The sequence below is a fragment of the Lysinibacillus sphaericus genome, assembly GCF_001629735.1.
GTDB lineage: Bacteria > Bacillota > Bacilli > Bacillales_A > Planococcaceae > Lysinibacillus > Lysinibacillus pinottii.
Map to the genome: position 1 here is coordinate 566501 of NZ_CP015224.1, position 15369 is coordinate 581869.

The following is a 15369-nucleotide window of genomic DNA, read 5'->3' on the forward strand; positions in this document are numbered from 1 at the left end:
TAACCTAATTTCGTTACTCCCTTCATTCTTTTTTGCTGAACGGTCAAATTCAGATTCTCAAGGACATGTTGCAATAGTTTTAGAAGGTATAGCATATATTGAACTTTAATTCTCAAAATAGGAGTGGGGCAAGTGAACGATATCGAGCTATTGTTAAAAAAATTAAAGTACTTTGATAAAAAATTTAAGTTCATGATCCAGCAAAACAAAGATCATCTTCTAATTAATTATGATGAGCTATGTGAATTAATGGATGATTATTCTTCTTTTATAATCAATCGTGATAATGAAAAACAATGGAAACATATCAAACAATCGATAGAGATACTATCATTAATCGACAATTTAAGAAATAATTCTGCTGTTTGTGTCCAAATCCTAGAGAAACATTGGGCGGTATTACTAAGTCATGAAGAGAAAGAGATGACCGATTACTTTCGTAATATAGGAGCTTGTATTTGCAAGGAATTTGGAGGTTTTCAAGTTACCAGTCAATCGAAGGTACTTTTGATAGGTTCTGGGTCTTTTCCCATAACATTATTAATGGTTGCAGAACAAACAGGAGCAGACGTTTTTGGAATAGATATTGATGATGAGGCGATTCAGCTGAGCAAACATCTAGTAAATAAATTAGGAAGTCATTTATCCATTCAAATTGATAAGAAGACATTAGAGGAGCTAACAGTTATGCAGCAAATTAGTCATGTTATATTTAGTTCCACCGTAAGTAATAAATATGACATTTTAGACCAATTATATGATGTGACAAATAAAGATGTGCTGATTGCTATGCGTTATGGAAATGGACTAAAGTCTCTTTTTAACTACCCTAGGCAAAATGTAGACGAAAATAAATGGCATATAATAGAAGAAGTTATGCAACCTCAACATGTCTTTGATGTTGTTTTATATCAAAAGGTACAATGAATTTAATAGGTGAGGAGAAAGCTATGACTTATTTTAATCATGTATTACTGTTAGGAACAGGGCCTACAGTCATTCAATTAGCTGTGAATTTCAAAAATTTTTTCAAGAGTAAAATTGCTATTGCAGGTCGAGAATCTGTACGTTCCAATATTTTCTTTGAAGCAGTTGTTCAGCATCAGCTTGTACTTAAGGTGTCTGTACAAAATACACAACATCAGGCTGTTTCAGGAGTATGTAAGATTGATGCATGTTTTAAGGGGTATCATAAAATATCTGGAAAGTGGGATACTGTTGTCCTTTGTGTGACGACAGATTCTTATCTAGCTGTATTAGCACAAATTGATACGAAAGTATTGAAGGAGGTTAGTAGCTATATATTAATCTCACCTACATTTGGTTCTAGTCTTTTAATGGCTAATTTTCTAAAGAATCTTTGCCCTCATGCAGAGATCATTAGTTTTTCCACATATTATGGAGATACTAGATGGATAGGTGGAATTCCATCAAATGAAGTTTTGACAACAGGAGTGAAGAATACAATTTATATTGGCTCAACCTACTCAACGTCTTCTAGACTAGTTAGAATTACTGAATTATTTAAGGATTTGGGAATTCATTTGAAAAAATTAGCTTGTCCCCTTGAGGCAGAAACAAGGAATATTTCTTTGTACGTCCATCCTCCCTTATTTATGAATGATTTTGCATTAAAAGCAGTATTTGAGGAGGATAACGTAACAAAATATGTGTATAAGCTTTATCCTGAGGGGCCTATTACTTATACTATGATTAGGCATTTACTAACCTATTGGGGAGAAATGATGAAAATCACAAACCACTTCAATATTCAACCTCTCAATTTATTAAAGTTTATGGTAGATGATAATTATCCATTGCAGCCAGCAAGTATAAATAGACAGGAAATCGAGAATTTTAATAAACTTGAATCTATACATCAAGAATATTTGCTCTATATTCGTTATGCTTCTTTATTAATTGATCCATTTTCTATACCAAACAAAGAAGGAAAATACTTTGATTTTTCGGCAATCCCTTTTAAAGGAATGTATAAAAATCTTGATGGAGAATGGGATATTCCTAGAATGCCAAAAGAGGACTATTTTCGTATGAAAATCATACAAGGGATTGCGAGTGCCCTGAAATTGGAAAGCCCAACGCTTGATCATTTTGTCCAAACCTACGAAAAAAAACTACAGCAAGTTGTGGCTACATCTAGGAATAAAATATTTTCTGATGCCTTCCAAATAAAATCCTATTCACAAGAAATCGAGATGATTTGTAAGGATTTAATTTTAAGTGAAAAACAAAAGACAGGGAAGAAAATATGTAACAGGATTAATTAGTTATTAAGTTTTCAATCAGTCGTATCATTAAGCTGGCTTTAGCGGTCGTATGAAAACTAAGAATTAGCGGACTCTTCAAAAGTCTGAAGTTATTGCTAAATAAATGCGTAGTGCAAGCCACCAATTAGTAGATGGGTGGTTCTATTTTAAATTGACAATGATAATCATTATCGATAAGGTGGAGATAGACGAGCATCGTCATCTCCACCTTTTCGCATGTTAGGCTAAATACGTTTGAATAATATTGCAGAATGGACCTTCTGTAAAAAGATAGAGGAACAGACCTAAAATGTCTGTGTCTTTTAGCTACATCAGTAGCTTATTGAAGGGTATACGCTGTTTATGGTCAAAAGTTATTCAAGATGTACAGCTAGAATTTTACGATTACTGGTAAACAATTTTTGAAATGAGGTATGCAATTTGAACATCGATGTAAATCAGTTAGCAGAATATTTAGCACATATTCCATTTCAAGTAGAAGGAATATATCGATATGCTAGTAATTCAGGTGTGCCATACGCTGACTATACAGATGCTTTTCCTGGATTTGTTTTTCCACTTAATGGAAAAATACAATTTCATTTCAATGGCACACCTTATATCTTTTCTCCAGGAAAAATTGTGCATGGCGGTGCAAAAATGAAACTGGATCAAAAGAATTTTGATAATACGAATTGGGAATATATCCTTGTTCTCTATCGCATATGTAACTCAGAACCGCAGGAGGCAGGCTTTTCTCATCAACATTTTGAATTATCAACTGGACAATCTCCTCGTCTTATCGAATTAGTTATGCGTCTTTGGCATGTGTATAATCAGCGCGGAGGCATTTCTAGGTTTCAGACTGAAATGCTATTTCGTGATGTATTGAATGAGGCTTTATTATGTGTGGTTAATCGGCAAAATAGCTGTCAATCACATATTTTATTTGAGCAGGTATCTTCCTATATTCATGAACACTATTATCAAAGCCTTACAATTCCCTTGCTTGCAGAACAATATAACGTGAATCGAAATCGGCTATCTTATGTATTTAGAAAACATGCAGGGATGGGACCAGCAGAATATTTATTGAAATACCGTATAAACATGGCACAAGAAATGCTCTTTAAAAGTGATGCTCCTGTACAACAAATTGCGCAGGCTGTCGGAATGGATGACCCCTTTTATTTTAGTAGAGTGTTTAAGAAACAATTTGGTATACCTCCTAAAGAGTTTCGTGAGAAGTTCATTAATAATCCATGCTAGTTTCAACAAGCATCCATTCAAATCTATCAATGCCTTTACTATACTAATGGCATATCAAAGATCATATGTTGGAGGAATTTAGGATGCAAAAGATGAAAGGATTGTGTTTCTCAATACTTTTATTAGCTGGAATACTAGGAGGCTGTAATGAAACACCAACTGAAAATAAAGGAATATCTACAAAAGAGACATCTACTTCAGCGATTCAGCAGGATACTACTGATTGGCCAAGAACCATTAAGGATGCCTTAGGTAAAGAAATAGTTATCGAGAAGAAACCTGAAAAAATAGCGTCGCTTTGGTATTTTTACCCAGAAATATTAGTTGCACTGGGTGAGCCGCCTACAGCTTCTACAGATAAAGAGTATCTATCTTCTTTAGCCTATTTAAATGGAAAACTAGATTCAACCGAAGAATTAGGAGATAAATTGTCTCCTAGTATTGAAAAAACTCTATCGACCGAGCCTGATTTTATTTTAGCAACAGAACATCATGAAAAACTGTATGAATCACTTGAAAAAATAGCGCCAGTCATTACTTTAAAATACCAGGATATTTATGAAGATTGGCAATATGGTCTCCGTACAGTAGCCGAGATTATTGGCAAAGAGGACGAAGCTGAAAAAGTAATTGAAAAAATGATGCAAGCAATTACAACTGGGCGTGAAGATTTAAAATCGATTGAAGGAGAGTCAGTAGCACTTATAGTGTCATGGGATGGAAAAACTTTTAATGTTTTGGGTGAAGATAACCCTGTTTATACACTTGCGTTTGATAAAGAAAAGGGGTTGGGACTTACACCAGATATCACATTTAATGGTAAGAGCAATCAGTTTTCTGCGTTCGAAGGAATTTCAACTATTCAAGCAGACCATATTTTCCTTATAGGGGATATAACCAAAAAAGAAACATTACTGAGTGAGTTAAATGAAAATAATGTTTGGAATAATATGAACGCGGTAAAGAAAGGAAATATTCATTTGATGGATACATCTGCTATTACTGGTGGCCCACTAGCTATGGAATACGCTTTGCAAAATATAACAAAAGCTCTAAAAAATTAAGTAGAACAAATAAAGGGAGAGAAGTATATGTATTATCAAGCTATTAATCTGAATGAGAGTGCAGCTCAAATAAATGAACTATGGGCACCAAAAGTTATTGGTGAAATACACGATTTCCAATTCAAGCTGGTTAAGATTGATGGAGATTTTATATGGCATGAGCATCAAGGAGCGGATAAAGTATTTATTGTCCTCCAAGGAGAGCTATTTATCGCTTTTCGCGATGGCCAGGTGAAAATTTCACAAGGGGAGATGGTTATAATTCCAGGTGGCCCTGCGCATAAGCCTTTTGCCGAAAAAGAATGCCATATTATGCTAGTGGAGCCTAAAGGCATAGTAAATACTGATAGTAAATAAAATAACAAAAATTCTAGAGCTGCATAGTCAGCTCTTTTTTATTGAACGAACGAGGCAAGCTAGAGATGGAGATAAGTGTGTTAATAACAATATATCGACCTTCAGAAGAACTATTTTATAGGAGTAAAGTATCAAAAAAATAGAATGAATTTCGAGGAAAAAAATGTTGAAAAATACTTAAATTGTAATATACTTATTTGGTAGGGTCTCATACTATAGTATTTATAAATTTATTGGAGGTATTTTATGTCAGACAGAAGTTTCGTAGCAACATTATTACTTTGTTTCTTTTTAGGAAGTCTAGGTGTTCACCGTTTTTATGCTGGTAAAATCGGTACAGGAATTTTAATGTTTTTAACATTAGGTGGATTGGGTATTTGGACAATTATTGATTTAATTATGATAATCGTTGGTAAATTTACTGATAAGGACGGCAACATTATTAAATCGTAATAGAACATAATTAGTAAATTATTGAAATATAAAAACGATGGGCTTGTACATAGATTATTTTCAGCTTGTTGATTTTATTTATAGTAATGCGATAAAAGAAGGGAGACTTTTCTAAATGTCTACCCTTCTTATTTATTTAGTGGTTAACTAATTGAGCGGATCTTATTGTTTAAGTACTTTAAGCTAACAGTATACTGCAGCTACATTAAAATAATCACTTTTTTAGTAATAATAGCTATCATTCATCATCTCTACTACAACGCCTATTACAAATGAAATAATCGTGATAATGATTGATATAGCTATACCAAACAAAGCATATATTAAAGCTGATTTTGCTGCTTTAGGTTGTGTATCTTTCCATACAAAATAGATAATAATTCCAAGTATAGGGAAACAGCATAAACTGAGTACATTAATCCAAATGTTTGGTGTATCATTTTTTGCCGCAGTTACTTGACCGCTAAATTTTAATATGTTAACGCCACAGTGTAGACAAATTTCGGCATTCTCGTTAACGCTAGAACCACAATTGGGACAATACATATTAAAGACCTCCTGCATCTTAGAAAATGCCCATTTACCAACTTTTTTCTGCTGTTCAGCTAATTAGTATAGTATCGATAACGGTTGAACGTACATCCCTTATAGAGCATATTTAGCTAAAAAAGATTATGTTCACTACAATAAATACCTTACATATGTAATCACTCGATTTAGGAACTAAATAATCCTATAAGGAGCATGGCAATATAGAATAATATGATAAGTCCTAAGTTAATAAAGAAGAAAGTTAAAGCAGATTTAGCCGCAATTGGTTTTTCGTCTTTCCAAACAAAGAACAACACTAATCCAACAAGTGGCACACAGCAAAGTGTAAGTATGTTAACGGCCAAGTTGGGTTTGTCTTCACCACTTGCATTTTTTACGCGGACTCCACAGTGGATACAAATTTCTGCGTGCTCCGAAATTTGTTCGCCGCAATTTTTACAATACATAATAGGTCCTCCAGTATTTTATAGATTTCTTCCAACATATTGGCCAAGTAAAAAAAATTGGTAACCAATAGTATAGAAAAGATAAATAATGCCGATTCCACCAGGTAATCCAGTGAGGAACCGCCTATTATTATTACTTGTCCATTTACCAAATAATTGTCCTATACCATCGATAGCCATTGGTAAAATTAATAAGGCTATAATCCATAAATCAAATCTTCCTAAAAGTATGACTAATAGTATGGATAAGAGATAGCCTACTGCCATACCAGTACACCTTGCACATAGTGGGAATTTTTTCCCATTATAATGAAATGACCGGTCTGGTCTTTGATGGCAAAAGAAAACAACCTTCAAAAGAAAATTAATACTATTTTCCAAAACTGTAACTCCTTTATTATTCTAGCGTATAGTATATAACATAAATAGAATTTATGGAATATACTACATAATTTAGTTTTAAATATATAATTTTTTAAATATTGATTGAATGAGAAATTAGTTGTTCGGAAAGATAGTTCAAAAGAGCGTTTGACAGAGGATAATAAAGTTTTTTTTGAGCTATTAAGAAGTCGACAGCTTCGGCAAAGATATATAGGCCATCTTTATATTATGGGGGGTCAATAGTAATAAATAAGTGCGGTTTCCAAAGCTGATTGAGTAGTTGAAACTCATCAGCTTTTTTCAGTTAAAGTGATTATCGCATTGTGAAAAAGGTTGAGGAGAAAGGGGCAAATGTTTCAATTTCTTTAAAAGTGATAGAGCGTTTACCTTGTCTCTGGCTTATATAAGCGGAAAAATTTAATGTAACGGCAGGGGAAAAAGACAAAGAGCTGATATTACTTCTCTTATTCATATTGTTAAAGTTTACTATAGATTATTTTACATAGTATTTAGAATATTAATAATAAATTAGAATGTTTTTATTATTTTTCTGTTAAAATTACTATGTTAACCAATATTTTGGTAGTGTTAATTTTGACAATTACCTTGAATTCATTCATTGGATTAAACAATACCCTTATTAAATAGGAAAATGGGGAGGTATTACTCTAAGTATGAGTAAATGGAGGAAATCGAAGTATTTAAAAGCAATAACAGCAATGGCATTAACGGCTTCAACAGTAGTGGTGGTAGCACCGATTGCATCAGAAGCAAGTAGCTTTAAGGATGTCCATCGAACGCATCCATTTTATGACGACATTAAGCATTTACATGATCGTGGCATGATTAATGGGTTCCAAGATGGCACATTTAAACCTGAACAAAACGTAACACGTGGACAAGCTGCTAAAATTATTGCAAGTGTTTTAGGACTAGACACATCCAATGTTAGCAATCCCAATTTTAAAGATATTTCTACTACTCAGCCATATTTTGGAGCTATTGCGGCTTTAAAGCAAGAGGGGATTATTGATGGGTATGAAGATGGAACATTTCGTCAGGGTGATTATATTCAACGTAACCATGTAGCAAAGATTTTAGCGAACGCGTTTCATTTAAAAGCTTCGAATACAAATTCATTACCATTCACGGATGTGCGTGCTGAGTACAAAGAAGCGATTGCTGCTTTATATGAAAACAACGTAACGAATGGCAAGACAGCTACATTATTTGAAGGTTCTTCAAATGTAACACGAGGGCAAATGGCTGCATTTATTAATCGTTCAGAAGCGGTTGGTCCTTCGATTTCTCACCCCTCTCAAAGTGTAACGTTTAAAGTTGAAGACTATACAGCGAATGAAATGACTATTAATGGTAAGACCTATCTTTTTAATGATTCAGTAAAGTCAATTTTTACCACTGAAAACAGAACCGCACTATTGGAGGCTGAAATTACAGCAACAATTAAAAATGGTGTGATGACAAAAGTAAATAATGTTGTTTTAAATAATGCAGGTTCAGTAGAGAAGGGAGTTGTATTCAATACAAATGCAACGCTTGATTCCATAACAATTAACGCAGATGGTGTGACAGTTAAAAATATATCGGTTACAGGAAAAGCGACTATTACCCCAACTGTTAAAACAAAAGTGGAATTTGATGGAGCCACAGTTACTGACGGAATTTTAGTAGATACCATGGATGGAGCTAATGCTTCTTTAGAAAATAAAATTGCAAATCAAAGTACACCTGTATTGAAAATTAAAAATTCGCATACTGGAAAAGTACATGTCAAACGAAATAATATTTCGATTGTGTCGAACACAGTCATTCCTGAAATTATTATGACAGCTGCTATATCCGCTATCAATATTGATGGAGCAGCAAATAAGGTAACAATAGATTCTACGGCAAAACTGAATATGACTGGAAATGTAAAGTTTGAACGACTTTTGCTTTCCACGCCCGCGGAATTAGCGTTAAATGCTGCTGGTGTAGTTAATTATTTAACGATTCTAAACCCTGATGCAAGAGTTTCAATCGGTTCAGATTTACTAATAAATAACTTATCGATCCCAACAGGTTCATCTGTAACAAAGATTATTACGAATTATGCCTCGGTGGCTAGCAAAATTAAGGCAATTATTGGAGGTTCTTCGCCGAGTACTGGGGCACCAAACACAGGTGGAGGAAATGTGGCCCCTGATCCAGTTATTCCCCCAGAAAAAGTGAATGAATTTAATGTTAAGAATGCTGAGGAATTAAAACAAGCATTAAAAAAAGCTAAAGCAGGAGACGTAATTAAATTAATAGCTCCAGTGTCTTCAGATGTAACATTAACAGATTTAGTCATGATTGATTTGAATGGTCATACCTTGATGGGGAATGTAACGATAACAGCTCCAACAGCTAAAGGGAGATATTCTTTAATGCCAACTGGTAGTACTGGTATTATTGCAGGTGATTTAATCATTGATGCACCAAATGTTAACATCAGTTTAGATGGGTTATCTGTTGAAGGAAACACAGTAATTGAGTAATTGACTAATAACTTTTCTGTAAATTCCTTTGCAAGATAGAGAAAAGGTTAAAAGATAAAAAATCTAAGGAGCTAAATGAATGAAGAAATATGAATTTAATGTCGTTTCCAAAATAGCGTTATCATTTTTACTTGTAATTTCTATGATTTTGCCCTATCTAACAGTTGTAAAGGCGGAAACGACAGAAGCTATTGGAGTGGGGGAAGCTGTCAACCAATTTGATCCCAATTCAGCTAGGAATAATGTTACTGTGGAAGGATATATAGTTGGGTTTGTTAAAGGTGAAACTTCGTATTCAGTGATAGCAGATAGCGACACAAATCTGGCTATTGCCGACACACCTGGTGAAACAGATGTCACGAAAATGCTGTATATTCAATTACCAACCTCCCCAAGCTCATATAGAGCCAACTTTGGTTTAAAAACAAACCCAAGTAATCTTGGGAAAAAAATTAAAATAACAGGGTCACTAGATAAATATTTTGGTAGTCATGCAGGGCTAAAATCACCCACTTCAATTGAGTTCGTTGGAAGTGAACCAACAGAACCGACTAATCCTTCTGTCACAGAAGGGACAATTGCCGAAGCTCGTGCAGCTGTTGGAACAGACCGTATAGTTCAGATTCAAGGGACCGTTACAGCAACACCTGGTAGCTGGGGTGGCAAGGCCTTCTATGTACAGGATGAGTCTGCAGGGGTATATGTTTTCTCTAATTCAACTGAAGCAGGGAGCTTAGCTGTTGGAGATATTGTCAAAATCACAGGGAAAACGAGTTTATTTAGTGGAGAAGTTCAATTTAATTCGCCAACAATTGAACGCATTTCTTCAGGGACAGCACCAGCACCACAAATAGTTAATCTACCCATTGATGACAGTATACAAGGTAAGTTAATTACACTGGAAAATGTGAAGATTAAAGATTTAGCGTCATCTGGTACGTATGGAACATTTGAGTTTAAAGCAGCTGATGCAGAAAATAACGAGCTTTTAATTCGCCATGATAACCGTACGGGCTATCAGTTCTCTCAATTTGAAGCAGATGGGTTCAATAACAATGATGTGATTACAGTGACAGGGATTGCTTCCATTTTTAACGGGGCATATCAGTTAAAAACGTTAAACGCGGAAAGCTTTCAATTAGTATTAAATTATGTGCCTACAGAAGTAACGAATGTGAAAGCTTTTCCAGCAACGGGTGAAGTTTTTGCAGGTACAAAGGTAACATTGTCTACAGATACACCAAATGCAACAATCTATTACACGTTAGATGGTTCCGAACCGTCAACAGCTAGTGAGGTTTATAATACAGCAGCGGGCATTGTTGTAAATGAAGCAATGACGATTAAAGCATTTGCTACAGCAACGGGCTTAAACGATAGTGGAATGACGACCTTTAATTTTACAATTAAAGATGCACCAACCCATATTTCGATTACGGAAGCACGTAATAAAGAAATAGGACAAGTGGTAACCGTATCAGGTATTGTAACAGCAAAATTAGAAACAGCGACTGCTCACATTCAAGATGAAGACGGCGCGGCGATAGCTATTTATCCTGTAGATAGTCTTACTGCAAAAGTCGGTGATCGGGTGTTGGTGCAAGGTAAAGTAGATGAATATAGTGGACTAAAGCAATTAACGAATATTTCGCTTGTTGGCATGCCTGTTCCTTCTACAATACCAGAGGCACATATTATTAAAAGTATTGAGGTTGGAGAAGACAATGAATCGAAATTAGTAACCATTAAAAATGTTGCTATTACTGGTTCAGGTCAAAACTTTACCGGAACTGATGATGCAGGCACATTTGCTATTTATGATAAAACAAGAGACTCTGGTTTAGTAAGTGGAAAAACGTATGGGGAAATTACAGGCATTGTTGGTCAATATACAAATCATCAACTCCTCCCGCTTCGCATTATTGAAGATGTAACAAAGGTTCAGGATATCAAAGCTTCTCACGTTGGTGGAATAACAGCTGGTACGAAGGTTACGCTTTCTACCATGACAGAAGGTGCAACGATCTATTACACATTGGACGGCTCTGCACCAACAACAGCTAGTACAAAGTATACAGGGGAAATTATTGTTAATCAGCCATTGACGATTAAAGCGATTGCAGTGAAAGAAGGTTTAACGAATAGTGCGATTGCTACATTTGTTTATGAGATGATTGATACTAACAATGCCACAATTAGCGATATTCAAGGGGCAAGCCACCTATCGCCATATGTCAATTTAGCAGTAAATGATGTAGAAGGAATTGTAACATTCGTTATTAATTCAAGTAGCTTCATTATGCAAGAAGGCGAGACAGCATTCGATGGCGTAAAATCGACAGCGATCAAGGTAAGTAAGTCGGCACATAATGTAGTAGTAGGGGACGTTATTAAAGTATCAGGAAATGTAACTGAAGCGGGTGGCAACTCTCGATTAAGAGATACGCAAATTTCAGCAACCAATATTACAAAAACAGGTAAAGCAGTAATTCCAGAGCCTCTTGTGATAGGAGAGGATCTATTCCCGCCAAATAAAATTATTGATAATGATGGCTTGGCAATTTTTGATCCACAAGAAGATGGCATCGATTTTTGGGAATCCATTGAGTATATGCGAGTATCGTTCCCAGAGGCGAGAGTGATTGGACCGATGTACAATAATGATTCACCAATTGTTGTACCAAGCACAACAAATAATACATTTAATGTGAATGGCGGTTTAAATATTGCAGCCGATGATTATAATCCAGAAAAAATTATGCTTGAAGGAGTAGCTGGAAAAAATTATGATTCAGGGGATCGCTTTAATGAACCGCTTATCGGATTTGTAGAAAACTTTACAGATGGCTATCGACTGAACACGAATAATGTTTTTCCTAATGTAACAAAGGCACATCTTCAACAAGAAGTGACGCATCTTCAACCAGTAGCGGACAAATTAAATGTCGCTTCTTATAATATCGAAAACTTTTCGAATAATCCTGCCAATACATCTAACGAAAAAGTAGACAGAATTGCAGCGACATTTGTAAATAATATGAAGTCACCAGATATTATTACATTAGTCGAAGTTCAAGATAACGATGGTCAAATTGATTCAGGAAATGCAGATGCATCTGAAAGCTACATGCGATTAATTCATGCGATAAAAGCTGCGGGTGGTCCTGCTTATGATTGGATTGATGTCATGCCAATTAACAATACAGTAGGCGGTGCACCAGGCGGTAATATTCGTGTTGGCTATCTATATAATCCGACACGTGTTTCATTAGTGTCAGGTATAAAAGGGTTAGGCAACCAAGCGAATACATGGACAGCAGATGGAAGCCTTGCTTTAAATCCTGGCTTTGTTGATCCATCAAAATTTGTAGATACACGAAAACCAATTGCAGCGGAATTTGAATTCCAAGATGAACGTGTAGTTATTATCGGAGCTCACTTAAATTCTAAAGGTGGGGATGGTTCACTTTGGGGACCAACACAGCCACCAGTTTTAGAATCAGTTAAGAAACGTATTCAACTTGCTCAGGCCATCAATGATTTTATCGATGAAGGACTTGCCATAAATCCGAATTTAAATTTCATAGTGGCAGGGGACATGAATGACTTTGAGTTCACACCAGCACTTGAAACATTGAAAGGAGATGTTTTAACGAATATGATAGATAAAGCCCCAGAGCAAGATCGTTTTACGTACTTCTTCCAAGGGAACAATCAAGTGTTGGATCATATTTTAGTTTCGAATCATCTTGCGGATGTTACGGAAATTGACCTAATTCATATGAATGCGAACTTTACAGAGGCACAAGGCAGAGCATCGGATCATGACCCTGTATTAGTTCAAATTGATTTGCAAGCAGGAAAAGAAGAAATACCAACACCAATAGTACCTGAAAATGTATATAGCTTTAATCACTACAAGACTGGTAAATTAATAGTGAATCGTCCAAGCATTTCATTAACGTTAGGGGAAAATACCATTATTAAAAATGGCATTGCAGTATTTAGTCAATATGCCGAATTCCATGGCGAAGGATTTGCAAACAAAACTGTAGTGATCAGTCCTAAAAAAGGAAATGCGATTATTGACTTTAAAGGTACGAAAATTGGTTCCATTATTATTGAAGGAAAAAATGTAAAAGAAATCCGTAATTTACCTGCTGGATCGACCATAACGTATACAAAAGGGGCATCGGCAGAGGAAATTGAATTTAAGTAATGATACTTGCAGGAACAATGTAAAGCATATGCTAAACATACTTTATTTTGATAATTAAACAGTACGGACAGTATTCATGAAGTACAGTAAAAAAATTAGCCATTCCAAACTTTTGGAGTGGCTTTTACTTTACCTCATTCATAACTAGCCTATAGTAGATTCATTTCTGTGGACAAGAATTCTTTCAACGGCAGATATTTGATGGTCCTATGTATTTTAAATATGAAAACGAAAAAATTGACGAAAAAAAACTAAATAGATATTATAGATATGTTAAGTCTTTAATAGGGCGGTAAGACCCGACAAACTAAACGTTATTTTATGCTACGTAATCTTTAATGAGGTAGTTAAACATTAAGGGTTTAATGACTCATAATTGAAAAGGTATATAACTTTTGCGGTGTCTTTTGCCTTAATTACAGATATTAAAGGTCTATAATATATTTTGATGTGGAGGAAAAAAGGATGAATAAATACGATTGTGTAATTATAGGTGGTGGCCCTGCTGGTTTAAGTGCTGCCTTAACATTGGGAAGGGCGCGCAGAAAGATTGCTATATTTGATAATGGAACTAATCGAAATCGTGTAACTCAAGAGTCGCATGGTTTTTTAACAAGAGATGGGATAAAGCCACAAGAATTTAAGAATATAGCTAGTAAAGAAATAAAATCTTACCCATCTATATCTATGTTAGATCAAACAATTATCGAGATAACTAAAAATGATAAAAGCGGTTTATTTCTTGTCAAAACTTCGGAAAATAAATCATATATGTCTGCAAAAGTATTGTTAGCTACTGGAATACAAGAGGAGTTTCCCCTCCCGCAAATCAGACAATATTATGGTAAAAGCTTGTTTAGCTGTCCTTATTGCGATGGTTGGGAGCTGAGAGACAAGCCATTGGCTATCATAGCAGAAAAAGAGGAGCATATTAAACATATGACCAAATTGGTTTTTAATTGGTCACAGGATTTAATCGTTTTTACGAATGGTCATCAACTTTCCGATAACGTTCAAAGTGAATTTGAACGTAAAAAAATTAAACTGTATACAGAATGTGTAAAAAACTTGCATGGGGAAGATAGTAACTTAATTAGTATTGAATTAGAAACAGGTGAACATATTTTAAGAAGTGGTGGATTTGTCGTACCTAATTTTTATCGTCCAAATAAATTTGCTAAACAGCTAAATTGCCAAGTTGATGAAAATGGGATAATTATTACTGATGGTGCTGGACGAACAACAGCGGCTGGAATATATGTTGCAGGTGAAACGGAAAAGGGGGGTGCCTCTTCTTTAATGATCGCTGCTGCGGAAGGTTTTAAGACAGCCTCTAGTATAAATTTGGATATCACAATAGATAGGTTTTAAGTAAAAGGTTAGCTGATGAGTATAGAAAATTCATCAGCTATTTTTGTAAATAAAGGATAAAGTTAATATACCTAGTTGAGCGGACAGAGAAAGAACTTGGATATGTTATACTATGAATACAGAATAACTGGCTAAAGGTACCTGATTATTATGAATAGTTGCAAAGGGACAAGTACAACGAAAAATCTGCAAAGATAGGATATATTGAGTATGATGAATGATTTACATCTTTCTCAAAGTGGGTTGACGATTATGTAGTTTTAGTCATAATTGCATCTTTACTATTATGGAAAGATGCCTTTTTTATGAATAAAATTTCAATTGGGCCTAAGTTATTAGGTAAATAAATGATCAGCATGTATCTTCCTATTTTTTTTATAGTTATATTTTTATATGATTATGTTTTAGCTCTTTCGTTTAAGGTTATGTCAGAAAATATGAATAGTC

The 15369-nt window shown here is 34.8% G+C and carries 12 protein-coding genes; 9 read left to right on the forward strand and 3 right to left on the reverse strand.

The window, feature by feature from the left end; all coding sequences use genetic code 11:
* Window positions 1–132: 132 nt before the first annotated feature.
* The 6 genes from A2J09_RS02710 (at window position 133) to A2J09_RS02735 (ending at window position 5410) form a co-directional block, all read left to right on the forward strand.
* Complete coding sequence (locus A2J09_RS02710) at window positions 133–927, forward strand: nicotianamine synthase family protein (RefSeq protein WP_036161075.1); 795 nt, start codon at window positions 133–135, stop codon at window positions 925–927.
* A 23-nt stretch (window positions 928–950) separates the two neighbouring features.
* Window positions 951–2288 (forward strand): opine metallophore biosynthesis dehydrogenase, encoded by a 1338-nt coding sequence (locus A2J09_RS02715; protein WP_036162621.1) that lies wholly within the window; start codon window positions 951–953, stop codon window positions 2286–2288.
* Between the two features lie 420 nt (window positions 2289–2708).
* Window positions 2709–3536, forward strand: coding sequence for a helix-turn-helix transcriptional regulator (locus A2J09_RS02720; RefSeq protein ID WP_012293524.1), 828 nt, complete (start codon window positions 2709–2711; stop codon window positions 3534–3536).
* An 83-nt stretch (window positions 3537–3619) separates the two neighbouring features.
* Window positions 3620–4600, forward strand: a complete 981-nt coding sequence (locus A2J09_RS02725; RefSeq protein ID WP_012293525.1) for an ABC transporter substrate-binding protein — start codon at window positions 3620–3622, stop codon at window positions 4598–4600.
* A gap of 27 nt (window positions 4601–4627) precedes the next feature.
* Entirely contained in the window at window positions 4628–4957 is a 330-nt protein-coding gene (locus tag A2J09_RS02730; RefSeq protein WP_012293526.1) for a cupin domain-containing protein, read from the forward strand.
* A 246-nt stretch (window positions 4958–5203) separates the two neighbouring features.
* Window positions 5204–5410: a TM2 domain-containing protein gene (locus A2J09_RS02735; RefSeq protein ID WP_012293527.1), complete on the forward strand. Its 207-nt coding sequence runs from the start codon at window positions 5204–5206 to the stop codon at window positions 5408–5410.
* Window positions 5411–5632: 222 nt separating this feature from the next.
* Here A2J09_RS02735 and A2J09_RS02740 read toward each other — a convergent pair whose 3' ends face one another.
* The 3 genes from A2J09_RS02740 to A2J09_RS02750 all read right to left on the reverse strand — a co-directional run bounded on the left by A2J09_RS02740 (window position 5633) and on the right by A2J09_RS02750 (window position 6789).
* Window positions 5633–5956: a zinc-ribbon domain-containing protein gene (locus A2J09_RS02740; protein ID WP_036161079.1), complete on the reverse strand. Its 324-nt coding sequence runs from the start codon at window positions 5954–5956 to the stop codon at window positions 5633–5635.
* Window positions 5957–6126: 170 nt separating this feature from the next.
* Entirely contained in the window at window positions 6127–6408 is a 282-nt protein-coding gene (locus A2J09_RS02745; RefSeq protein ID WP_036161082.1) for a zinc-ribbon domain-containing protein, read from the reverse strand.
* An 18-nt stretch (window positions 6409–6426) separates the two neighbouring features.
* On the reverse strand, window positions 6427–6789 hold the full coding sequence (locus A2J09_RS02750; protein ID WP_051563202.1) for a DUF2085 domain-containing protein: 363 nt from the start codon (window positions 6787–6789) through the stop codon (window positions 6427–6429).
* A 677-nt stretch (window positions 6790–7466) separates the two neighbouring features.
* Here A2J09_RS02750 and A2J09_RS02755 point away from each other — a divergent pair.
* The 3 genes from A2J09_RS02755 (at window position 7467) to A2J09_RS02765 (ending at window position 14922) form a co-directional block, all read left to right on the forward strand.
* A complete protein-coding gene (locus tag A2J09_RS02755) occupies window positions 7467–9332 on the forward strand; it encodes an S-layer homology domain-containing protein (RefSeq protein WP_012293530.1) in 1866 nt (621 codons plus the stop codon).
* Window positions 9333–9411: 79 nt separating this feature from the next.
* On the forward strand, window positions 9412–13551 hold the full coding sequence (locus tag A2J09_RS02760) for a chitobiase/beta-hexosaminidase C-terminal domain-containing protein (protein ID WP_012293531.1): 4140 nt from the start codon (window positions 9412–9414) through the stop codon (window positions 13549–13551).
* Window positions 13552–14016: 465 nt separating this feature from the next.
* Window positions 14017–14922 carry an NAD(P)/FAD-dependent oxidoreductase gene (locus A2J09_RS02765; RefSeq protein WP_036161086.1) on the forward strand — a complete coding sequence of 302 codons (906 nt, stop codon included), beginning with the start codon at window positions 14017–14019 and terminating at the stop codon, window positions 14920–14922.
* The last annotated feature ends 447 nt before the right edge of the window (window positions 14923–15369 follow it).